The sequence below is a fragment of the Yoonia sp. 72 genome, from assembly GCF_034652275.1.
Lineage (GTDB): Bacteria > Pseudomonadota > Alphaproteobacteria > Rhodobacterales > Rhodobacteraceae > Yoonia.
The window spans coordinates 35,060-57,294 of record NZ_JAXIWG010000004.1; the positions used below are offsets into that span (position 1 = coordinate 35,060).

General features: G+C 63.2%; 20 protein-coding genes. 3 read left to right on the forward strand and 17 right to left on the reverse strand.

Annotated elements, in window-relative coordinates; translation table 11 throughout:
• Positions 1-86: 86 nt before the first annotated feature.
• The 11 genes from map to VCK47_RS15295 all read right to left on the reverse strand — a co-directional run bounded on the left by map (position 87) and on the right by VCK47_RS15295 (position 12,231).
• The gene (gene map / locus VCK47_RS15245) at positions 87-839 is read right to left on the reverse strand and encodes a type I methionyl aminopeptidase (protein WP_322891642.1); all 753 of its coding nucleotides are present in this window, start codon (positions 837-839) and stop codon (positions 87-89) included.
• 78 nt (positions 840-917) lie between these two features.
• Complete coding sequence (locus VCK47_RS15250; RefSeq protein ID WP_322891703.1) at positions 918-1,859, reverse strand: aldose epimerase family protein; 942 nt, start codon at positions 1,857-1,859, stop codon at positions 918-920.
• The gene (locus VCK47_RS15255; protein ID WP_322891641.1) at positions 1,859-3,760 is read right to left on the reverse strand and encodes a beta-galactosidase; all 1,902 of its coding nucleotides are present in this window, start codon (positions 3,758-3,760) and stop codon (positions 1,859-1,861) included. Before VCK47_RS15255 ends, VCK47_RS15250 begins: the two co-directional genes overlap by 1 nt.
• A 36-nt stretch (positions 3,761-3,796) precedes the next feature.
• The gene (locus VCK47_RS15260; protein ID WP_322891640.1) at positions 3,797-4,618 is read right to left on the reverse strand and encodes an SMP-30/gluconolactonase/LRE family protein; all 822 of its coding nucleotides are present in this window, start codon (positions 4,616-4,618) and stop codon (positions 3,797-3,799) included.
• Positions 4,615-5,220 carry a 2-dehydro-3-deoxy-6-phosphogalactonate aldolase gene (locus tag VCK47_RS15265; protein ID WP_322891639.1) on the reverse strand — a complete coding sequence of 202 codons (606 nt, stop codon included), beginning with the start codon at positions 5,218-5,220 and terminating at the stop codon, positions 4,615-4,617. Before VCK47_RS15265 ends, VCK47_RS15260 begins: the two co-directional genes overlap by 4 nt.
• 2 nt (positions 5,221-5,222) lie before the next feature.
• A complete protein-coding gene (locus VCK47_RS15270; RefSeq protein ID WP_322891638.1) occupies positions 5,223-6,125 on the reverse strand; it encodes a 2-dehydro-3-deoxygalactonokinase in 903 nt (300 codons plus the stop codon).
• On the reverse strand, positions 6,122-6,880 hold the full coding sequence (locus VCK47_RS15275; protein ID WP_322891637.1) for an SDR family oxidoreductase: 759 nt from the start codon (positions 6,878-6,880) through the stop codon (positions 6,122-6,124). The genes VCK47_RS15270 and VCK47_RS15275 overlap by 4 nt, the downstream gene beginning before the upstream one ends.
• Positions 6,877-8,961, reverse strand: coding sequence for an alpha-galactosidase (locus VCK47_RS15280; RefSeq protein WP_322891636.1), 2,085 nt, complete (start codon positions 8,959-8,961; stop codon positions 6,877-6,879). The genes VCK47_RS15275 and VCK47_RS15280 overlap by 4 nt, the downstream gene beginning before the upstream one ends.
• Positions 8,962-8,968: 7 nt before the next feature.
• A complete protein-coding gene (locus VCK47_RS15285) occupies positions 8,969-9,817 on the reverse strand; it encodes a carbohydrate ABC transporter permease (protein ID WP_322891635.1) in 849 nt (282 codons plus the stop codon).
• A 96-nt stretch (positions 9,818-9,913) separates the two neighbouring features.
• Positions 9,914-10,873, reverse strand: coding sequence for a sugar ABC transporter permease (locus VCK47_RS15290; protein ID WP_322891634.1), 960 nt, complete (start codon positions 10,871-10,873; stop codon positions 9,914-9,916).
• Positions 10,874-10,971: 98 nt separating this feature from the next.
• Complete coding sequence (locus VCK47_RS15295) at positions 10,972-12,231, reverse strand: ABC transporter substrate-binding protein (RefSeq protein ID WP_322891633.1); 1,260 nt, start codon at positions 12,229-12,231, stop codon at positions 10,972-10,974.
• 158 nt (positions 12,232-12,389) lie between these two features.
• Here VCK47_RS15295 and VCK47_RS15300 point away from each other — a divergent pair, with 158 nt between their 5' ends.
• Genes VCK47_RS15300 through VCK47_RS15310 form a run of 3 tightly spaced genes read left to right on the forward strand, consistent with a single transcriptional unit; the run spans position 12,390 to position 15,492 of the window.
• On the forward strand, positions 12,390-13,184 hold the full coding sequence (locus tag VCK47_RS15300) for an IclR family transcriptional regulator (RefSeq protein WP_322891632.1): 795 nt from the start codon (positions 12,390-12,392) through the stop codon (positions 13,182-13,184).
• Between the two features lie 3 nt (positions 13,185-13,187).
• Positions 13,188-14,249 (forward strand): sn-glycerol-3-phosphate ABC transporter ATP-binding protein UgpC, encoded by a 1,062-nt coding sequence (locus VCK47_RS15305; RefSeq protein ID WP_322891631.1) that lies wholly within the window; start codon positions 13,188-13,190, stop codon positions 14,247-14,249.
• Positions 14,250-14,280: 31 nt separating this feature from the next.
• On the forward strand, positions 14,281-15,492 hold the full coding sequence (locus tag VCK47_RS15310) for a threonine ammonia-lyase (RefSeq protein WP_322891630.1): 1,212 nt from the start codon (positions 14,281-14,283) through the stop codon (positions 15,490-15,492).
• 68 nt (positions 15,493-15,560) lie between these two features.
• Here the strand turns inward: VCK47_RS15310 and VCK47_RS15315 are convergent, their stop codons facing one another.
• The 6 genes from VCK47_RS15315 to VCK47_RS15340 all read right to left on the reverse strand — a co-directional run bounded on the left by VCK47_RS15315 (position 15,561) and on the right by VCK47_RS15340 (position 22,232).
• Positions 15,561-16,433 (reverse strand): dimethyl sulfoxide reductase anchor subunit family protein, encoded by an 873-nt coding sequence (locus VCK47_RS15315; RefSeq protein ID WP_322891629.1) that lies wholly within the window; start codon positions 16,431-16,433, stop codon positions 15,561-15,563.
• Positions 16,433-17,194, reverse strand: a complete 762-nt coding sequence (locus VCK47_RS15320) for a 4Fe-4S dicluster domain-containing protein (RefSeq protein WP_322891628.1) — start codon at positions 17,192-17,194, stop codon at positions 16,433-16,435. Before VCK47_RS15320 ends, VCK47_RS15315 begins: the two co-directional genes overlap by 1 nt.
• A gap of 95 nt (positions 17,195-17,289) precedes the next feature.
• Entirely contained in the window at positions 17,290-17,418 is a 129-nt protein-coding gene (locus VCK47_RS15325; RefSeq protein ID WP_019954668.1) for a hypothetical protein, read from the reverse strand.
• Positions 17,400-20,225: a molybdopterin oxidoreductase family protein gene (locus tag VCK47_RS15330; protein ID WP_322891627.1), complete on the reverse strand. Its 2,826-nt coding sequence runs from the start codon at positions 20,223-20,225 to the stop codon at positions 17,400-17,402. The genes VCK47_RS15325 and VCK47_RS15330 overlap by 19 nt, the downstream gene beginning before the upstream one ends.
• Entirely contained in the window at positions 20,215-21,297 is a 1,083-nt protein-coding gene (locus tag VCK47_RS15335) for an acetate kinase (protein ID WP_322891626.1), read from the reverse strand. Before VCK47_RS15335 ends, VCK47_RS15330 begins: the two co-directional genes overlap by 11 nt.
• Positions 21,294-22,232: a phosphate acyltransferase gene (locus VCK47_RS15340; RefSeq protein WP_322891625.1), complete on the reverse strand. Its 939-nt coding sequence runs from the start codon at positions 22,230-22,232 to the stop codon at positions 21,294-21,296. The genes VCK47_RS15335 and VCK47_RS15340 overlap by 4 nt, the downstream gene beginning before the upstream one ends.
• Positions 22,233-22,235: the final 3 nt, after the last annotated feature.

Sequence of the window (22,235 nt, forward strand, 5' to 3'; positions counted from 1 at the left end):
CGCAGCGCGGGCAAAAGGGCCAAGCAGCACGGCACATCCAGCGACCGTGTTTTGCACAGCTGCGCCGCGTCATCGGCAGGCGCACTTTATCGCGGCAAGGTCACGATGATCGGGCCTTTGCGCGTGGCGACCACCGTGTGTTCGTACTGCACGACCGGCGCTTTGGGCGTGCTGTAAAGCGTCCAATCGTCCTTGCCTTTGGTATCGGCCCAGTGCCCGCCGCGCGACAGGAACGGCTCCACCGTCAGGACCATCCCGTCATGGATGCGCCGCCGGTCGCCACGGGTGGGCCATGTCGGAATCTCGCTTGGCTCTTCATGCAGGCTTTGGCCGATCCCGTGGCTGGCAAGGTTGCGGATCAGCGTATAGCCGCGCTTTGCCGCAAACCCGCCGATGGCATTGCCGATGCCCGCGAGCGGCCGGCCATGGCGGACCTGCGCGATACCGATATGCATCGCCTGTTCGCCATCGCGACACAGACGCGCCTGCGCGGGCGTGGCCGCACCTAGACAAAAGCTGGCGCCGGTGTCGGCAAAGTAGCCGTTCAACGATGCGGATACGTCGATATTCACCAGATCACCCGGTGCAAGGCGGCGGGACCCGGGAATGCCATGGGCGATTTCCTCGTTCACGCTGATGCAGGTGGCGCCGGGAAAACCATAGATCGCACGTGGCGCGGGCGTGGCTCCGTCCTGCGCCAGCAGGTCAGCGCCAAGCGCGTCGAGTTCGGCCGTGGTCATGCCCGGTTCCATCGCAGCGGCCATACGGTGCATCGTGGTCGCCACGATCTTTCCGATGGTCTGCAGATGGGCGAGGTCGGCGTCGTGGGTGATCGTCATTCTGTGCCTTGGCAGGTGGGTCGGGCACATCCTAGCGGCGCAGGGCCGGTTTGTCCCGCCTCCTTTGCCTGCAGACCGTCAGCCTGAGAATGTCCAGCGTGTCACTTGGCTGTAGGTCGCACCCGCCGCCAGCTTGATCTGGGGGAAATGTGCGTTGTTGGGGGCATCAGGCCAGCGCTGCGCCTCGATCGCCAGCGCGTCATAGCGGGGGCGGCCGTCAAAGACCTGCATCCCGGGCATCGTGGTCGCGAGCGTCATGCTGACACCGCTTTGACCTGTCAGCCACAGCACATCGCGCAGCGGTTCCACGCTGTCGGACAGGCAGAAATTGTGATCGAGCGGCGGGGTCTGCGCGCCCAGCACTGGGCCGTCGCGGAAATCCATGCCGGTGTCCGTCACATCCGCCACATCACCGGTCGGGCAAAAGGCGTCGTCGATGGGCAGGTAATGATCCGCCGCGATCCGCAGGCGGTGCCCGTGCCAAGTGGCCGATCCGTCAAGGTTCCAGTAACTGTGATTGGCGAAATTCATCAGCGTCGTGCCATCGCTGGTCGCGCTGATCGCCAGCGTCAGCGTTGCGGGTGCTGTCAGCGTGAATACCGCCGTCACGCGCCGTTTGCCGGGCAAACCCGCAAAGCCGTCGGGCATGTCGAGCGCGAGTGTCGCAGAGGCTTCGCTCACCTCGACCACATCCCAGACCTGCGCGTGTGCACCTTCGGACCCCGAATGCAGATGCGCCTGCCCGTCGTTGCGTTCGAGTTCGTACATCATACCGTCCAGCCGGACGCGCGCCGTGCTGATCCGGTTGGCGACAGGCCCGACGATGGCCCCGTGGTAAAGCATCGCGCCTTCGTAATCGGCCAGATCCTCCGACCCCACCGTCAGCCCGTGATCCACGCCCACCAGCCGCAGGTCCTGCACCCGCGCGCCATAGGTCAAGATGGTGACGGTCAGGTCGCCCGCGCGCAGCGTGATGGTATGCGCGGTCTTGCCGTCCTTGGTGGTGCCGAACACCTGCATCACAGTGCTTCCCAATGCACGCCCGCCGCTGGGACGATCACGTCGCCCCAAGCCTGCGCCTTGGGTGCATAGTTGAACACGAACCGGTGTGTGGCGGTGTCCCTGATCCGCAATCCCTCGGCCAGCTGAAAGCTGGGCAGGTCCAGCGCATCGCACAGCCCGCCGATGATCGCATCAAAGGTCGCATCATCGGGCCAGCCCGCCAGATAGCGCAAATGATCGCCGCCCATGATCGCGGGCTGGCCTGATTTGGTGGTCAGATGCACCGGTGCCGTGCCTTCGAGATGTTCGAACCAGTGCCGGAAACGGCCGCCGCCTTGCAGCTTGATCTTGGCGTCGGGCGGGATGCTTTCGGTCAGCACGACAGACAGATCGGTATCGGGCAGGTCGGGGCCAAGCGGGGTGGGGATGCTCAATTCATCCGTCTTGGTGTCGCTGCGCGGGCCGATCAGGGCGATGCCGTCAAAGCGGGCCAGTGCGCGGCGCAACGGGTCGCTGATTTTCATCAGCCCCGGCGCCAGCACCAGTTTATAACCCGCCAGATCGGCGCAATCGGGCGGCAGGATGTCGATGTTCAGCCCCGCCCGCCGCAGCGCGCGGTAAGCGGCAAAGGCCAGACGGAAGGCTTCGAAATCGGCCCCCTGCGGCTGGGTGTCCCAGGCCCAGGCGCTGGCGTAATCGAACACGAGCGCCGCCTGCGCCTTGGCCGTGCCGACATCGGGCAGCTTTGCGATCTCATCCGCGACCTGACGGCATTCGGAAAGCGCAGGAGCTGGCGCGCTGTCGGGGCGCAAAAGTCCCGCATGGTTTTGTTCCTGCGCAAAAGGCGCTTGCCGCCAGCGGAAATAGCAGACGGTTTCCGCACCATGGGCAAAGGCCTCCCAGGCCCAAAGACGCGCCATGCCGGGCAGGGGGGCTGGGTTGTAGGGCGCCCAGTTCACAGGGCCGGGCTGTTGTTCCATGACCCAGAGCCGGCCTTTGCCCACAGCACGGTAAAGATCGTGATGGAACGCCTGCATGTCGGGGTGGCCTTGGCGCAGGAAAGTCGCCTTTTCCTTGGCCGTGCCTTCCAGCCGGTCGGACAGAAAGCCGATCGGGTAACTGTCCCAGGACGCAATATCCAGATCGGCGCCGACCTTCCAATGATCGAAGGTCGTGATCCGGCCCATGTAGTTGTGAATGAGCGGCGCGGCGGTGTGACGGCGCAACTCGTCCGCCTGCACCTTGTTGAACGCCACCACTTGATCCGAGCTATAGCGCCGGAAGGCCAGCACATGCGCGGGGTTGGGTTCGGTCACGGTCAGGTTGGGCAGGTCGATCTGGTCGAATGTATCGTAATCCATCGACCAGAACACATTGCCCCACGCACGGTTCAGCGCATCGGGCGATTGGTATTTCTGCGCCAGCCAGTCCTGAAATCCGCGCCTTGCAGCGTCCGAATAGGACAAGGTCGTGTCGTGGCAGTCGTATTCATTGTCGATCTGCCATGCGGCGACATGGGGGTTCTTGCCGTAACGCTCGCCCATCAGACGCGCGATCCGGCGGCATTCGTCGCGGTAACCCAGATGGCTGAAATCATAGTGTCGGCGCGACCCGAATTTGCGCGCGCGGCCCTGCGCATCGACGGCCAGCATGTCGGGGTATTTGTCCAGCATCCAGCGCGGCGGCGTGGCGGTCGGTGTGCCAAGCACCACCTTCAGCCCCGCCGCACCCAGCACCTCGATCGCGCGGTCAAGCCAGTCCCATGTCAGGGTGCCCGGCACGGCCTCCATCCGCGCCCAGGCAAATTCGCCGATCCGCACCCAGGACAGGCCAGCGTCCACCATGCGGGCGGCGTCTTCGGACCATTGGGCCTCTGGCCAGTGTTCGGGGTAATAGCAGATGCCAAGCGTGCGGTGCATGTGTCAGCCTTTTGAGATGCGAGGTAGGGGGCAGGGTTACAGGATCACCTGATGCTCTGCCTGCCCTTTGTAGGGTGTGGGGACAGCGTATGTCTTGCCTTCGTCCGGCCCGTCCAGCCCTGTGGCGGCCGATGTGCAAAACAGGACCGACAGGTCATCGCCGCCAAACGCAGGGCAGGAGGTTTGCGCGGCGGCAAAGCTGTAGCTTTCGAGGAAGGTGCCATCGGGTGCATAGCCCGCGACGCGGTGCGCCCCCCATTGCGCGTTCCACAGGTTGCCTTGCGCATCGACGACCGCACCATCGGGGCGGAAGTCGGTCGCGCTCAGGTCGATATGGACCGCAGGGTCGCCTTGCGGCCAGCCGTCAGCATCCAGCGCCACGCGCATGATCTTTTGCGTCGGTGTGTCGGTGAAATAGGCGGTCTTGCCGTCGGGGGCGAAACAGATCGCATTGCTGATGGTGACGGGCGCAAAAAGCTGGCGCAGCGCGCCTTTGTAATAGCGATAGATCGCGCCCGCGCCCTGTTCGGCATTGATCCCCATGGTCCCGATCCAGAACCCGCCCTGCGGGTCCGCGCGGCCATCGTTGCAGCGGGTGACGGGGTCATCCGCCTCGAGCGCGCAAAGCGGGGTCTGGCTGCCGTCGCCCAGATCAAAGCGGATCAGCGCGGTTTGCGTCGCGACGATCAGCGTGTCCGCATCCACCCAGCCTGCGGCAGAAACATGTTCGTCAAACTGCCAGTGCCGCGTCTTGCTGTGCAGGCGTTTGCCCAGAATGTCGAACCAGAACAATTCGCCGCGCAACGGATGCCAAAGCGCGCCTTCGCCAAGGGTGCATTGTGTGTCGTCGAAGATCATTGCGCGGCCTCGTCATAGGCGGCGACGATGTCGCGCGCGCGGGCGCTGATGTCGGCCACGCTCAGCCCTGGTTGATAAAGTGCAGTTCCGATGCCGAAACCATCCGCAGAAGCCGCCATCCATGTTGCAAAATTGCTAGCGCCCGCGCCGCCCACGGCATAGACCTGCGTGCCTTGAGGAAGCACTGCACGGATCGCCTTGATCCCGTCAGGGCCGATCAGGCTGGCGGGAAAGATCTTCAGCCCATCTGCCCCAGCCTTCAATGCGGCGAAACATTCGGTGGGTGTCATGACGCCGGGCCAGCTTTGCAGGCCTGCGGCCTTGGTCGCGACAATCACGCGGGGGTCGCAGTTGGGTGACACGATCAACCGCCCACCGACCTGTGCCACGCGCCCAACGTCATCGGTGGACAGGACCGTGCCTGCCCCGATCAGTGCCTCATCGCCAAAGGCACGTGCCATGCGGCCGATACTGTCGAACGGGTCGGGGGAATTCAGCGGCACCTCGATTTTCGTGATGCCAGCGGCGATCAGGGCGGCGGTGACGGCTTCGGCCTCGTCCGGCGTGATGCCGCGCAGGATGGCGATCAGGGGGCGGTCCATCTTTATCCTTTCAACTGGCGATAGGCGGCGGTCAGGCCAGCAAGCGTAGCGGCTTCGGCATTGACCTGTGTGGCAGGCGCACCATGCTGCGCAAGCGCTGCCACGTAAAGCCGTGCCAGCGCGCCCGCGCCGATCACGGCGATCTGCTGGCCCAGCCAGTAAGGTTTGGCCGAGGCCAGCTCCGCCCCGATCAGCAGCCCCGACAGGCGCGCGCGGGCGGCGGCGCCTGACAGGTCGTGCAGCAACCCTTCCGCGCGCAGCGAGAACAGCCGACCGGCCAGCTTTTCAGGGCGCGCATAAGCATCGGCAAGACCTGACTCAAAAGCGGCATCGTCCCAGCCATCAGCGGCGATGGAATGGCGCAGCACGGTCTGCGCTGCCAGTGTCGCGAACAGCTCGCCTGTCATGAAGGTCTGGAAACTGACGATCTCGCCTGCGCTGACATGGACCCATTTTGTATGGGTGCCGGGCAGGCAGACCACACCGTCCCAGCCTTTGTTCTGGGCAAGATAGCCTGCGATCTGAGTTTCCTCGCCGCGCATGACATCGGCAGGCTGGAGCTGCTTGACGCCGGGGATGACATGGACGGCAAGGCGCGGATCATGGCTGGTCGCAATGGCAAGACTGCCGCCCAAAGGCGGGCAGGGTGCGGCGGAATAGGGGGCCTCGACCCAGCCTTGGCGCGATCCGACCATGCCACAGGCGATGACGGGGGTGGGGCCGTGCAACCAGTCGCCGACCAGCGCCAGCAGCGCGGGTTCAAACCCCGCGCGGTCCAGCCCGCCCATGCCCTTGTCGGACGTGGTCTGGGCCAGCACCGTGCCGCTGGCCGACATCGCCCAGGCGCGTACGTTGGAGGTGCCCCAATCGACGGCGATCCATGCGGGGGTGAGGGGTGCGGTCATCCTGTGGTCACCACGCCGGCATCGACGACCATGGTCTGGCCCGTCATCATCCGCGATGCGTCGGACGCCAGAAACAGCACCGGTCCGACCATATCGGCGGGCATGATCGGTTCCGGGATGCATTGCCGTTCCATGAAGGCGGCCTTGCTTTCCGGCGTCGCCCACATGGTTTCCTGTTTTTCGGTAAAGACCCAGCCGGGCGCTATCGCATTCACCCTGATCCCGCGCGGCCCCCATTCGCGGGCGAGCGAGCGTGTCATCCCCGTGATCCCTGCATTCGCCGTGGTATAGGCGATCATATCCGCCGCACCGAACATATAGCTGATCGAGGAAAAGTTGATGATCGCGCCGTGCGGGGCCATGAGGCTGGCCGCTTTCTGGCAGGCAAAGAAATAGGCCTTGAGGTTCACCGCCTGCATCTTGTCCCAATAGGCGGGGGTGATGGTCGCGGCCTCGTGGCGGGCGTCATTGGCAGCGTTGTTGACCAGCGCTTTCAGCGGGCCGTGGGTGCGCGCGGCCTGGGCGATAGCGTCTTGCAAGGCATCGGTATCGGTGATGTCGCACTGGATGAACAGCGGGCGGTTGCCGTGTTTGGCATCCATCTCATCCACGAAGGCGCTGGCGTCGGACCGTCCGACAAAGGCGACCTTGGCGCCTTGCGCCAGAAACCCGTCGGTCAGTGCCGCACCGATGCCGTTGCCACCGCCGGTGATGAACACCGACGCATCCGCAAGATCGTGGAATGTCGCGGTCATAGTCTTTCCCCTTCCAGCACCCACATCCGTTCCGGAAACGACCACGGAAGTGTGACGCCGTGATGCATCAGATAGGTGCCGGTCACAACCAGCGCCTCGGACTTGAGCAAGGGTGCGCCACGCGACAGACGCGGGGCGGTGTCGCGGTTGACCAGACTGACGCGATAGCGTGCCTTTGGGTCCAGTCCGGTTAGCCGCAAGGGACGCGGCACGATCTGCGTGCTGGTCGCGGCCTTGCCTGCGAACACCACGAAACGGTCCTTTTCCCGCGCCAGTTGCTGTTCGGCGATCACGGCGGGGTCAGCGCTGTCGAGCCGCAGAATATCGGCGCTGTGCAACCAGTGGCGATGGTGCTTCCACCAGCTTGTGACCTCGGCCAGCACGGTGGCCTCGTGGTCGGTCAATTCGCGCGGGTCCATCTCGAACCCCATATGGCGCTGGGCGGCGACCCATGCACGGAAAGAAATATCCAGCGTCCGCCCCGAGGTATGGCAGACGCGCGGCCCGACATGGCTGCCGGTCACCGCCATCGGCAGGAACAGGGCCGCGTCATGCTGGATGCGCAGCCGTTCCAGCGCATCGTTGCTGTCGGAGAGCCAGACACGCTGCGTGCGCTGCATGATGCCAAAGTCGATCCGCCCGCCGCCCGAGGCGCAGCTTTCGATCTCGACCAACGGGAAATCCGCGCGCAGCCGGTCCAGCAGCGCATAGGTCCCGCGTGTCTGCGCGGCATCGGGCGACGGCAGGACGCGGTTGTGGTCCCATTTGATATAGTCGATCGGATGATCGGTCAGGATCGCGGCGATCCGGTCATAGAGATAATCGCGCACCGCAGGCAACGCCATGTTCAGCACCAGTTGTTGGCGCCCACGGGTCTGGTCTGCACGGCCCAGCACCCAGTCGGGATGGGCGCGATGGGTGTCGCTGTCCTCGTTGATCATCTCGGGTTCGAACCAGAGACCGAAGGTCATGCCCAGCCCGTGAACATGGTCGATCAGCGGGTGCAGCCCGTCGGGGTATTTGCGCGTGTCCACTGTCCAGTCGGCAAGGCTGGTCGTGTCATCGTCGCGCTTGCCGAACCAGCCGTCGTCGAGCACGAAGCGTTCCGCGCCAAGGGCTGCGGCGCGGGTGGCGATGTCTTTGAGCACAGGCAGTTTATGGTCAAAATAGACGGCTTCCCAGCAGTTGTAATGCACAGGTCGCGGGGTGTCGGGTTTAGGCCAAGTGACGATCCGGTCGCGCAGGTGGCGCTGGAACGCGACGGCGCAGCCGTTCAAGCCGGTATCGGAATAGGTGATGTAAAGCGGCGCCGTGCTGAAATGCGTCCCAGCTTCGGTTTCGGCCCCTGCAGCATGGCCCCACTGGATTTGCCGCCGCCCGTCGGCCAGTTCCTCGGCGATCATGCGGTGCCCGCCGGACCAGCCGTAGTGAAAGGCATAAGCCTCGCCTTGGGTATTCGTCGCGCCGCGGCAAGGGACGATCAGGCCGGGGACATGTTCGTGGCCGCTGCGGCCCGTGCGGCTTTCGCGCAACCGGATGCCGGGCGACCATGGCGTGCGCGCCAGCTGGAATTCACCACACCAGCGACCGGAAATGTCGATCATCTCCTCGCTGTGCTGCGGGCCGGGCAGCACAGGGGCGGCGAGCCAGTCAAGATGTACAGGGTGATCCGCGTCAAGTGTGGTCTGGCAGGTGATCACATGGGTTTCAGGGTCGGATTGAAACGTGCAGGTCAGGTCCAGCCCGTTGTCCGCATCGCGAAAGGTCAGGCGCAGGTCCGTGTCGGTCAGCACCGCATCCGCAAAGCGGAACATCGGCAGCAGCGGTGTGCCAGTGGCATCGCGCAGGATCAGGCCGGGCTGGCCCGGAAAGCTGCGGCTCGCCTCGGGACACAGCGACAGGTCGGGGTTTTCATCCAGCATCCCGCCCGTGATGTCGATGGCGTGAGCGGCGTGCAGCGTGGCAAGGTCTTCGTCCGCGGGCAGGCGGGCGCCCCAATAGACGACCTGCGGCAGGCGGGCATTGATGGCCGCCAGCACAAGCGTCTGGCGCCCAGCGTCGATCCGGTAGGTATGGGTCATGGTATTTCTACTTTACAGCCCCGAGCGTGAGGCCCGCGATAAAGTGTTTCTGCATCAGGAAGAACATCAGCACCGGCGGCAGGGCGGCCACGATGGAGCCCGCGCTCATCAGGTGATAGGCGGCGCGGAACTGCGAATTGAAACTGGTGATCCCGGCGGTGACAGGCTGGCTTTCAGGGCCTTGGGTCAACACGATGGCCCAGAAATAATCGTTCCAGATGAAGGTAAAGACCAGCACGGCCATCGCGGCGATGGCCGGTTTCATCAGCGGCAAAACGACATACCAGAAGATGCGCCATTCGGCGACGCCTTCGACGCGGGCAGCCTCGATCAGGGGAAAGGGCAGGGCGCGGATGAAATTGCGCATGAACAGCGTGGCAAAGCCGGTCTGGAAGGCGATGTGGAACAGCACAAGGCCGGTCTTGGTGTTGTAAAGCCCGAGGTCCACTGTCAGGTCGCGCACGGGCACCATCAGGATCTGGAACGGCACGAAATTGCCCGCGATGAACATGAAGAAGATCAAGAGGTTGCCCTTGAACTTGTAGACCCCCAGCGCAAACCCCGTCATGCAGGCCAGTGCGACGGTGCCGATCACGGTGGGCACCGTAATCAGCACGGAATTGAGCAGATAGCGCGGCATCGCGCTTTCAAAGAACACCCGCCCGTAGTTGGTGAAGCCTTCAAAAGACGACGGCCAGCCCCAGAAATTGCCGGCGGTGAAATCTGCAGCGGGTCTGATCGAGAACATCATCACGGCGATCAAGGGCAGCAGCCACAGGATCAGTGCGACAGGCAGAAAGGCCTGATAACTGATGCGGACCGCGGGGGATGTTTTCTGGACAGGCGTTGGAAACATGTCAGCGCTCCGCCGTCCCGGACATGATCCGGGACCTGTTGATCGGGGTGAAGGGGAGGTCCCGGGTCAGGCCCGGGACGGGGTTCAACATAACAGTCACGAACGTGCCCCTTTTTCGTCTTTGTACATCGCCCACAGGAAGTAGGAGATGAAAACCAGCATGATCATGAACAGCACGACCGCGACTGCGGCAGCATAGCCGTATTGCAGCCCGCGTTCGGACAAGGATTTCTCGAACACGTAGAACGACAGCACGCGCGTGGACCCGAAAGGTCCGCCGCCAGTCATGACCGAGACCAGATCGAAACTGCGCAAGGCACCGATGATCGTGACGACAAAGGCGATGAAGGTCGCGGGCTTGAGTTGCGGCAGGATCACATACCACAGCATCTTGCGGCCCTTGGCACCGTCCAGACGCGCGGCCTCGACCTGTTCGGGGTCAACGGCGTTCAGGCCGGTCAGGTAAAGGATCATGCAATAGGCCGTCTGCGGCCAGAGGCCTGCGGCGATGATGCCATATGTCGCGGTGGTCGGATTGCCCAGCACACCACCCTGTATTTGAAAGCCGAACCAGCCGGTCATGATCGAGAACAGCCCGCCGTTGGGCAGGTAGAACCACGAAAACACAAGGCCGACCACGACCTGGCTGATGACAAAAGGGAAAAAGAAAAGCGACTTGTAGAGCCGGATACCGCGCACGTTTTGGTTAAGGAACAGCGCGATGAACAGCCCCAGCGGGATCGCCAGCAGGTAAAGCACGAGCCATTTGACGTTGTTCCACAGCGAAATCTGGAAATTGCGGTCGGCGCGTTCACCGTTCAGGCCGAACAGCTTGTTATAATTCTCGAGCCCGATGTAGGTGCCGTTGGTGTCGATATCGCCCAGCCCGTTCCAGTCGTAAAGCGACATGCCAAAGCTTTGCCAGATCGGCCAGATCACATAGACCGCGAAAAACGCCATGCCGGGGGCCAGAAACAGCCAAGGCGTGATGGCAATTTCGTTGCGCTTGTACCAGCCGCGCGGGGACTGGCTGTAGCTGTCAGTGGAAATTGTCATGGGCAGGCCTGTCTGCAGAGGAAAAAGCTGTGCAGGGCGCAGATGAGGCTACGCCCGGCACGAGAGGGGTGCGCATTGCTGCGCACCCCGTGGGAGGATTAGTAAACGTCCTGACGTGTGGCTTCCAGCCGCTCGAGGATGTCGTCGAGGTTGTCGGGGAACACCATGAACTCCTGGAACCCTTCCATGCCGGCCGCTGCCATTTCGGCAGGTGCGTCACGGTCGAAGAACTGCGCGATCCCGCCCGGCGCACGGTTCGACAACATGTCGAAACCCTGCTGCAGGAACTTGTCATCATCGACCGAGGACATCGCGTTCACAGGCAGCTGGCCCAGGTTCTGACCGTTGTTGATCAGCGTCTGGTTGTCGGCCGAGACCACAAAGCGCAGGAATTCGCGTGCGGCTTCCTTGTTCTGGGCACCCGATGGGATGTGGAACGTATCGGTCGGCGCGTCTTCACCACGTGGGATACCGGGGGTGATTTCGACGAACTGGTAGAAATCCAGTTGGTCATCGGTCAGGCCCGCTTCACGCAGCGGTGCGACGACGAAGTTGCCCATCAGATAGCTGGCAGCCTGGCCGTTCACGACGAAAGGCAAGGCTTCCTGCCAGTCAAGCGACTGGTGGTCGTCGATGAAGGCGCCCATGTCGATCAGCGTGCGCCAGTTGGCGAAAGTCGCGCGGACTTCGTCGCTGGTCCAGCTTTCTTCGCCATTGGTCAGGCGCGCGTGGAAGTCATAGCCGTTGGTGCGCATGTTCAGATAGTCGAACCAGCCACCGGCCGTCCACAAAAAGCGCGTCCCGATAGCATAGCACTTGATGCCGTTGTCGAGCAGGGTCTGGCAGTTGGCCAGCTCTTCTTCCCAAGTGCTGGGCTCGGACAGGCCGAACTGTTCAAACAGGTCTTTGCGGTAATAGATGCCCCACTGATAGTAGGTGTAAGGCACGCCATACTGCGCCCCGTCCACGGTCAGCGCGCCTTTGGTCGAGGCGAGCTCTTCGCTCATCTGGCCTTCCCAGATGTCGGACACGTCGTCAAACAGACCGGCCTCGACATAAGGCAGCATCCGGTTGGCGGCATACCAGTTGGCGACATCCGGCGGGTTCGCGCTCAGGAAGTTGCGAATCTGGGTTTTATAGGCTTCGCGGTCGATGATCGTGACCTGCACGTCCAGCTCCGGGTGCATCTCGCCAAAGCGGGCTGCCATGTCTTCCATCACCGCGCGCGGTGCCGGGTCGGACATGTCCGAGAAAATGCTCAAAGTGCCGGTCAGCGATTGTGCATTGGCCTGCATCGCAGATGCCGCAATGCCCGCTGCAACGAACGCCGCGAACGACGTTTTCAAAATGGAACGCATTATATCCTCCCTAGGTGCTTCCATGGTCCACCTTGGTTTCATTATGTGAAACTAGGTTTTGCATATTGATACTTAATCGCAAAGCCGCTAGCCTTGTCAACAGCCATGACGCGCCTGCAACAATCCGCAGGCCGCATGGCGGGAGCGAGGGAGAGCAGATGACAAGCGACGGGACGGTCGGCAAGGCACTGGAGGTGCTGGATCAGGTGGCGGCTTACGGTCGGCCTGTGCGTTTCAGCGAAGTGCTGGCGGCGTCGTCCTTTCCCAAGCCCACGCTTTACCGCTTTTTGCAGACCCTCACGAACCAGCGGATGCTGGCCTATGATCCCGACCGGCAGACCTATTCGCCCGGCGTGCGACTGGTGCGGCTGGCCCATGCGGCGTGGGAACAATCCACGCTTGCCCCCATCGCGCGGCCCCATGTCGACGCGTTGAGTGCCGCTGTCGGCGAAACCGTGCATCTGGCCCAGCTTGACCATGCGCAGGTGCTTTATATCGACAAGCGCAACGCCAACAATCCGGTGCAGATGTTCAGTCAGGCCGGCAAGGTTGGCCCTGCCTATTGCACAGGTGTGGGCAAGGTGATGCTGGCGTTTTCCGACCCCGCAACCATCGACGCGGTGATCGAACAGCAAAGTTTCCACCGATTCACCGCCGCCACGCTGACAACGCCTACCGCGCTGCGCACTGAACTGTCCGATATCCGCGCCAATGGTTACGGCTTTGACCGCGAAGAACATGAACCCGGAATCATCTGTGTCGCCATGCCGATCCTGTCGGATGGCGGGCGCGTGCTAGGGGCATTGTCGGTGACCAGCACGACCAGCCGGACCAATCTGGCCGGTCTCGAATCCTATGTGCCGATCCTGCAGGATACGGCCAGCAAAATCGCAAGGGACGCCCAAAGCTGGAGCTTTCCCGATCATGACGCAAAAGAACAAACGGGGAGATAGGCGATGTCGGGTGTCACGCTGAAGAATGTGGTCAAACGCTACGGCGATGTGCAGGTCATCCACGGGATTGATCTGGCCATCGGCGACGGGGAATTCTGCGTTTTCGTCGGGCCTTCGGGCTGCGGCAAATCCACCTTGCTGCGTATGGTTGCGGGGCTCGAGGAAACCACCGACGGTGCTGTCGTCATCGGCAACCGCGATGTGACCCGGCTCGACCCGTCACAGCGCGGGGTGGCGATGGTGTTCCAGACCTACGCCCTTTACCCGCATATGACCGTGCGCGAGAATATGGGCTTTGGTCTCAAGATGAACGGCCACCCCAAGGCCGTCATCACCGAAAAAGTGGCCGAGGCGACGCGGATCCTGAAACTCGAACCTTATCTTGACCGCAAACCCGCCGCCCTGTCCGGCGGTCAGCGCCAGCGCGTATCTATCGGCCGCGCCATCGTGCGCGGACCCGAGGTGTTCTTGTTCGACGAACCCTTGTCCAACCTCGACGCCGAATTGCGCGTGGAAATGCGCGTCGAGATCGCCCGCCTGCACCGCGAGATCGGGGCGACGATGATCTACGTCACCCATGATCAGGTCGAGGCGATGACGCTGGCCGACAAGATCGTCGTGCTGCGCGCGGGCCGGATCGAACAGGTCGGCGCACCGATGGACCTCTACCGTGACCCTGACAACAAATTCGTGGCGGGTTTCATCGGCTCACCCGCGATGAACTTTCTGGGCGGGACGGCCAAGGATGGCACAGTCACCGTGCCGGGTATGAAAGCCGATTTCGCAGGTGTGATCCCCGCCTCCTATAGCGGGGCCGTCACTGTGGGCATGCGCGCCGAACATCTGGCCGTCGATCCCGCAGGCGACACCCATACCGTCGATTTGACCGAAAGCCTGGGTGGCGTATCCTTCGTTTACCTCACCTCCGACACCGGCGAACGCATCGTGATCGAGGAACGCGGCGATGAGCGGTCGGTCGAGGGCGCGCGCGTGGGTGTGACCATCGACAAATCCCGCCTTTACCTGTTTGATGCGCAAACCGAGGTCCGCATCCGCAACGGATGATCTTCAGGGTCCGGTTTGCAGGAGAAGACCCGTGGAACTGACCGCCGCCCTGATCACCCAGACCTATGCGGCGATTGCCCCCGCGACCATCCGCACGCCCACGATCCGCGCGACGCGGTTGTCGCATATCCTCGGGATTGATCTCTATCTCAAACTGGAAAACCTCCAGCATACCAATGCGTTCAAGGCGCGCGGCGCGCTGGCGAAACTGCTGACGCTCGATGCGGATGCGCGCAAGGCGGGCGTCATCGCCTGCAGCGCGGGCAACCATGCGCAGGGTGTGGCCTATCACGCGACACGGCTGGGCATTCCGTCCACCATCGTGATGCCGGAAGGCACGCCCTTCAACAAGGTCCAGCGCACTGCCGATCTGGGGGCCGAAGTCGTGATCCACGGCACAGGTTTTGACGGCAGCGTGCAGTTCACGCTGGATCTGGCCGCGCAAAAGGGGCTGACCTTTATCCATCCGTTCGATGATCCGGTGGTCGCGGCCGGGCAGGGCACCGTGGCGCTGGAAATGCTCGAACAGGTGCCCGATCTCGATTGCATCGTCGTCCCCGTGGGCGGCGGCGGGCTTATCGCGGGCATGGCGGTGGCGGCGAAATCGGTCAAGCCCGCCATCACGATCATCGGCGCTCAGGCGCATCTGTTCGATGCCGCCAAAGCCCAGATCGAAGGGTTCGCACCGCATTTCGCTGGCGCCACGCTGGCCGAAGGCATCGCCGTGCGCCAGCCTGCGCCCGCCAATATCGCGATCATGCAGACCCATGTGGACCGGATCGACAGCGCCAGCGAAAGCGAGATCGAAAGCGCGGTTTTCGACCTGCTCAGCCACGAAAAACTTGTCGCCGAAGGTGCCGCCGGTGCGGGACTTGCGGTCATCAAGGCCAATCTGGCGCGGTTCAAAGGGCAAAAGGTCGGCCTTGTGATCTGCGGCGGCAATATCGATTCGCGCCTGCTCTCGACGCTGATCCTGCGCGGGCTGATGCGCGACGGGCGGATCACGCGGCTCGTGTTCGAAATCGACGACCGCCCCGGCCAGCTTGCCATGATCTCGCGCATCATCGGGGATGCAGGCGCCAATGTGATCGAGGTCATCCACCAGCGGATGATGCAAAGCGTGTCGCTGAAAAAAGCCGAGTTGGAAATCGTGATCGAGGCCCGCGACCAGCGCCATGTCGATGACATCACCGGCCTCTTGCGCGACGCGGGCCTGTCCGTGCGTACGGCACAGGACCTCTAACCGCATCGTTCGAGCATAAATATCCCGGGGGGCCCCGGACCCTTGTCCGGGGCGGGGGCAGCGCCCCCTCAGCGCTTGCCGTAATAGAGCCCGACGACATGTTCGGCCTGTGCAAAGAACAGCCAGCGCAGGACCAGCACGCCTGCGATATGGCTGACCAGCGCCAGCGCGCCCCAGATATGGCTGAAGGGCAGCAGCAGGAACACGACCGGCAGTACAAAGGCTAGCACCGCTGCGATGACCCGCAAAGCTTGCGCATGTTTGCGCCCCACCACATGGATGAATTCGCGCATCAGGTAATTGGTGCCGGTGTGGGGTGGTTCAAAGGCGCGGACCGTGCCGATATGGCCAAGCCCCGTGGCCGTCGCCATATCGGTGCCCGACCGCGCCAGAGCCGTGTCGCCGGTGATCCAGCCATAGACCTGCAAACCGGCGGCAAGCGCCAGCAACACCAGCGCCTCGGTGACCTGTCCCGCCAGCAAGGCCCCTCCGCCGACCGACAAGGTCAGGAACAGCGCAGGCGTCGACCAGTGCCGCCAGCGCGGCACGGTTTTCAGCTGCGCATAGATCATCGAGGTCGTGAACACGGTCGCCAGCGCCCCCAGCGCCCCGATCCAGCCCAAAGGTGCCAGCACCCTGTCGAAAAACACCAGCCCCGCGCCGTAGACCGCCATGACAAGCAGGGTTGCAACAGCGCAGATTCCCTCGCGCGACAGCCAGCTGGTCTGCCATTGGCTGAACGCCTTGATCGCGCGTTCGGGCCGGCCCAGATGGAAGGTCGAGGCGAGCAATCCGCCCACCGCCGCAAGATAGGCGATGGTGAACCAGACGAAGGCCATCCAGCCTGTGGGCGTGATCGCTCCGATGCCAAGCCAGAAGAGCAGCCCGAACCCGAGGCCCGAAAAGGTCGTGAAGATGATGACGGATTTGGCGGGATGCATTATTTGGCTCCTCCGGGCAGGGCCGACAGCGCTTTGTCCAGCCAATGCGCAAAGCCTTTGCCATCTGTCGCCACGGGGTCAAGGAACGGGGCCAGCACGTCGAATTCGGGCGCCACGTCCTTGGGGCGCGGGGGCAGGTATTTGTTGACAGGCTTGGTGCCTTGCTCGGGCATCAGGTCGAAGCCGCCGCGTGCTGCGACCAGTTGTGATACCTCCGACTCCGCATCCCCCAGATCGCCGAAATGCCGCGCGCCCGCAGGGCAGGTGCGCACGCAGGCGGGCACGCGGTCTTCCTCGGGCAGGTTTTCATTGTAGATGCGGTCGACGCAAAGCGTGCATTTCTTCATCACGCCTTCCTTGGCATCAAGTTCGCGCGCACCATAGGGACAGGCCCAGGCGCAGAGACCGCAGCCGATGCAGTCACTTTCGTTGACCAGCACAATTCCGTCCTCGACCCGTTTGTAGCTCGCTCCTGTCGGGCAAACGGTGACGCAGGGCGCATCGTCGCAATGCAGGCAGGATTTGGGGAAATGGATCAGTTGCGCCGTGCCGGCCTCGGGCTGGACTTCGTAGGAATGCACACGGTTGAGGAAGGTGCCCGACGGGTTCGCGCCGTAAGCGTCTTGATCCGACAGAGGCGCGCCGTAGTTTTCGGTGTTCCAGCCTTTGCAGGAAATCACGCAGGCGTGGCAGCCGACGCAGGTATCAAGGTCGATCACAAGGCCCAGTTTCTTGGCGGTGCTGGCGGGAAGTTGCGTCATGGCATTGGCCTCTGCTGCGGGATCGCGCATTTCTGGCGAAATACGCGGCCTCCGGCGGGGATATTTGGGCTCGGAAGATGCGGGGACATGGCGCTTTATCCGATCGGCGCGCGCGCGGCGGCATCCCATGTGGCGATATACCAGATGAAACTGCCCAGCGTCAGCGCAACGAAGAGGGCGATCAGCAGAAGGATTTGGCCTTTGGTCATTTGCGGGATGTCCATGCGATGTCTTTGGGCCCTTGCGGGACGGGTGATGTGATGGCGGGCATGATTGGTTGTGCCTCGTTCGGAATGCCCGACTTTTCGATCTTCACGCGCAGATCGAACCACGCGGCCTGCCCTGTTACGGGATCCGAATTCGCCCAGCGCAGCCCGTCACCGCGCGGCGGCAGAAGTTCGTGGATCAAGTGGTTGAGCAGGAAGCCCTTGGTTGCCTCGGGTGCTTTTTCATCCAGCGCCCAGGCGCCCTTGCGCTTGCCGATGGCGTTCCATGTCCAGACGGTGTTTTCGTTCAGCGCTGCCTGCAAAGCGACCGGCACGGTGATCGACCCATGTGCCGAGGTGACGCGCGCCCAGTCGCCGTCTTTGAACCCGTGCTGGTCCCAGATTTTCGTTGGCACATAGAGTGGGTTATGCCCGTGGATCTGCCGCAGCCAGGCGTTCTGCGTGCCCCATGAATGATACATCGCCATGGGCCGCTGGGTCAGAGCATGGACCGGGTATTCCATGGGGTCCACATGGCCATCCTCGAAAGGCGGATACCAGATCGGCAGCGGGTCCATCGTGGCCTTGATCTGGCCGCGCAGGTGGTCTGGCGGCTGGCGGTGGCCTTTGCCTTCGGCGGCCGCTTGGAATTTGCGCAGGGGTTCGACGTAGAGCTGGAAGATATAGGGCTGGACGACGTCGTAAAAGCCCATCTTCACCGCCCAGTCCTGATATTCGGCGCTGAACGGTTTATAGTAGGCGCAGTTTTCAGGGACATGTGCGATCCAGAAACCGCCGTTGTCGATATAGTTCTGCAACTGGTCGGGGTTGGCCGCGCCGCGCCCTTCGGCCTTGCCATCCGCACCACGGAAACCCGCCAGCGGCCCGATCCCTGGGCGGCGGATGTGATTTGTGATGTAATCGGCATAGTCTTTGTATTTCGCACTGCCGTCGTCATTCACAAACCCCGGCAACCCCAGCCGTGCGCCCAGATCGCAGAGCACCGACTGGAACCCGCGCACATCGCGGTCGGGTTCGACAACGGGCCAGCGGATCGCGTCGGCGACCCCGTCCGCCTCGCAGATCGGGCGGTCGAGGAGCGAGATGCAATCGTGCCGTTCCAGATAGGTCGTGTCGGGCAGGATCAGGTCGGCATAGGCGACCATTTCCGAGGAATAGGCATCGGAATAGATGATGCGCGGGATGACGTAGTCGCCGTTTTCATCCTTGTCGGTCAGCATCTTGTGGACGCCGCCCACGTTCATCGACGAATTCCACGACATGTTCGCCATATACATGAAAAGCGTGTCGATCTTGTAGGGATCGCCCGCATGGGCGTTGCTGATCACCATATGCATCAGCCCGTGCGCCGACATCGGGTTGTCCCATGAGAACGCCTTGTCGATGCGGATCGGGCTGCCGTCATCGTGCAGCAGCAGGTCTTCGGGGCCGTGCACATAGCCCAGATGCGGGCCGTCGAGTGCGGCGCCCGCTGTCACCTTGCCATGCGGTTTGGGATGGGCGGTGGCGGGTTTGGGGTAGGGCGGTTTGAACCGCATGCCGCCCGGCGTTTCGACCGCACCAAGGAGGATCTGCAGCATATGCAGCGCGCGGCAGGTCTGGAAACCGTTGGAATGGGCCGAAATCCCGCGCATGGCGTGGAAACTGACGGGGCGGCCGATCATCTGGGCGTGCTTTTTGCCGCGGAAGTCGGTCCATGGGCGGTCGAGGATCACCGGTTCGTCAAATGCCACCCGCGCCAGATCCGCCGCCAGCGCGCGGATGCGCTGGGCCGAGATACCGCAGCGGTCCGCCACAGCCTCGGGCGCGTAAGACGCATCAAGATAGCGGTCGGCCATCAGGTGGAACACAGGCCGGTGCGTGATGCCTGCCGCACGGTGGGTGGCGGCAAGATCGGGTTCGACCCCTTGGCCGTTCCATGGTGCAAGCTGGCCTGTGCGCCGGTCAATCACTTGCGGCTGGCCAGCGGCATCGCGCAGGAACAGGCCGAACTGGTCGGATTTGGGGTCTTCGTTCACAAGGACAGAGGCATTGGTGAACTGCGCCAGATAGTCGAGATCGACCTTGCCCGCGCTCATCAGGCAATGCACCAGCGCGAGGATGAACAGCCCGTCGGTGCCGGGCGTGATGCCGACCCAATCGTCGGCCACGGCATTATATCCGGTACGGATCGGGTTCACGCCAATAATGCGCGCGCCACGCGCCTTGATCTTGCCAATGCCCATCTTGATCGGGTTGCTGTCGTGGTCTTCTGCCACGCCGAACAGCATGAACAGCTTGGTATGGTCCCAGTCGGGCTGGCCGAATTCCCAGAAAGCTCCGCCCATCGTGTAGATGCCCGCAGCGGCCATGTTGACCGAACAGAAACCCCCGTGGGCCGCGTAATTCGGGGTGCCAAAGCCTTGCGCCCAGAAGCTGGTGAAGGATTGCGACTGGTCGCGACCGGTGAAAAACGCCAGTTTTTCGGGGTGATTTGCGCGCAGCGGTGCGAGCCAGTCGGTCGCGGTTTGCAACGCCTCTTCCCATGAGATTTCCTCGAACTCGCCCGACCCGCGTTCCCCCACACGGCGAAGGGGCGCGCGCAGGCGGGACGGCGCATTGTGCTGCATGATGCCAGCGGACCCCTTGGCGCAGAGCACGCCTTGGTTCACCGGATGGTCGCGGTTGCCTTCGATATAGGCGACCTTGCCGTCCTTCATATGCACGTTGATCCCGCAGCGGCAGGCGCACATGTAGCAGGTCGTCTTGCGCACCTCGTCGGACACGTGCGGGGATGTGTCAAGCTGGGGCTGATCAAGGGACATGGCTGACTCCTTCGCGTGGCTGGTCTTGCGCCAACAGGGTCAGCGCATCGCGGGCGATCTGCTGTTCCTCGTCGGCGGCGATCACATGCACGTGCACCTTACCAAGAAACGCCAGATGGTCCATGATCCGGCTGCGTATTTGCGGTGCATTTTCACCGATCCCGCCGGTGAACGCCACGGCGTCAAGACCGCCCATCGCGACCACAGCCGATCCGGCGTGCCGTGCGGCCCAATAGCAGAAATGATCCACGGCAAAGCGCGCGGAATCCGTGTCGGTTTGCAGCAATTGCGCCATGTCGCTGGTGCCGCCCAAGGCGCGCAACCCGCTATGGCGATTGAGGATGTCGCCTGCTCCATCGATCCCGTGATCCTGCGCCAGACGCAGCACGGCCATGCCGTCGATCTGGCCCGTGCGGGTTCCCATGACCAGACCGTCGAGCGGGGAATACCCCATCGAGGACGCGACGGATTTACCATCCTTGATCGCGCAAAGAGAGGCGCCGTTGCCAAGATGGAAGGCCAGCAGGCGGTCGGGCAGGGCTGCGCCGAAGGATTGCACAAGGCTTTGGTAGCTCAGCCCGTGAAAACCATAGCGGCGGATGCCTTTGGCCGTTTCCTCGGCTGGCAGGGCATAGGCCGTGGCGATGGCGGGGTTCGTTGCATGGAACGCCGTATCGAAGCTTGCGTATTGCGGCAGGCCGGGCAGCGCGTCGGCAATGGCGGCGATGCCTGCAAGGTTGTGCGAATTGTGCAAGGGTGCCAGCACGTTACAGGCGCTGATCTGCGCGATGACATCGGGCGTCACACGGGTGGGGGCCGTAAGGTCTGCCCCGCCATGCACGATCCGGTGCGCGGCGGCGGTCAGGCGCTGGCCTGCGGTGTCGAGCGCGTCGAGCAATGCGGCTAGGGCGCTGGCATGGTCGGAAGCGCTGATTGGTCTGTGGTCGGAACCGACCTTCAGAACGCCAGTGCCGCCGATTTCCGTCACCTCGCCCGAGGCCAGCCGCGCAAGGGATGCGTCGAACAGCGCCACCTTGACCGAGGATGATCCCGCGTTGACGACAAGGATCATGCCCGCATCCCCGCAGCAATCACGCCAAGGGCCGCCGAGGCGATCCGGTCCTGTGCGGTCTGTGACCGGCTGGTCAGCATGATCGGCACTTTCGCCCCCAGCACGATCCCCGCCGCGCAGCAGCCCATGCCCAGCGACATCAGCTTGAACAGCGCGTTGCCGGTCGTGATCTCTGGCACCAGCAGGATATCGGGCTGGCCTGCGACCTCGGAGGCAAAGTTCTTTGCCGCCGCCGCCGCGCGCGAAAAGATCAGGTCGAGCGCCATCGGCCCTTCGACAATCGCGTCGGGCAAGGCAGTCTTGGCCCAGGCGGCGATCACCGCCGCCTCTCCGGTAGAGGGGATCGCGGGCACCACATCCTCGGTCGCGGCCAGCAATCCGGCGCGGGGGCGGGTGATGCCAAGCGTCTGCGCCAGCCGCACCGCGTGCATCAGGCAGGCCTGCCGAGTGGCGACATCGGGTGTCACATTCAGCGCGGAATCGGTCAGGAACAATGGGCGGTCGGATCCGGGCATGGTCAGGTGGAACACATGGCCGCAATAGCTGCCCTTGTCACGCAGGCCCGCGCTGGAGGGCAGCAGGCCCTTGAGGAAAACAGACGTATGGACCTGCCCTTTCATAATCGCATCGACCGCGCCCGCACGGGCGAGTTCGGCGGCCTTTTGCGACGCCTCTGCCCCCGGTGCATGGATCAGCGGCAGGCCGGTGATGTCCCAGCCGATCTCTTCGGCGGTGGCCAGAATACGGGCGGTATCACCGATCAGGACGGGTGTCGCCAGACCCAGATCGCAGGCCTCGCGCAGGCCTTGTAGCGGGTTCGCACCGCCTGCATTGACCAAAGCCACGCGCGGGACTGGCAGGGCGCGGGCACGGTCCAGCAGGCTTTGCGGGCAGTGCGCCTGCACCTGCGACAGAAAGGGAAAATCATCATGCATCGC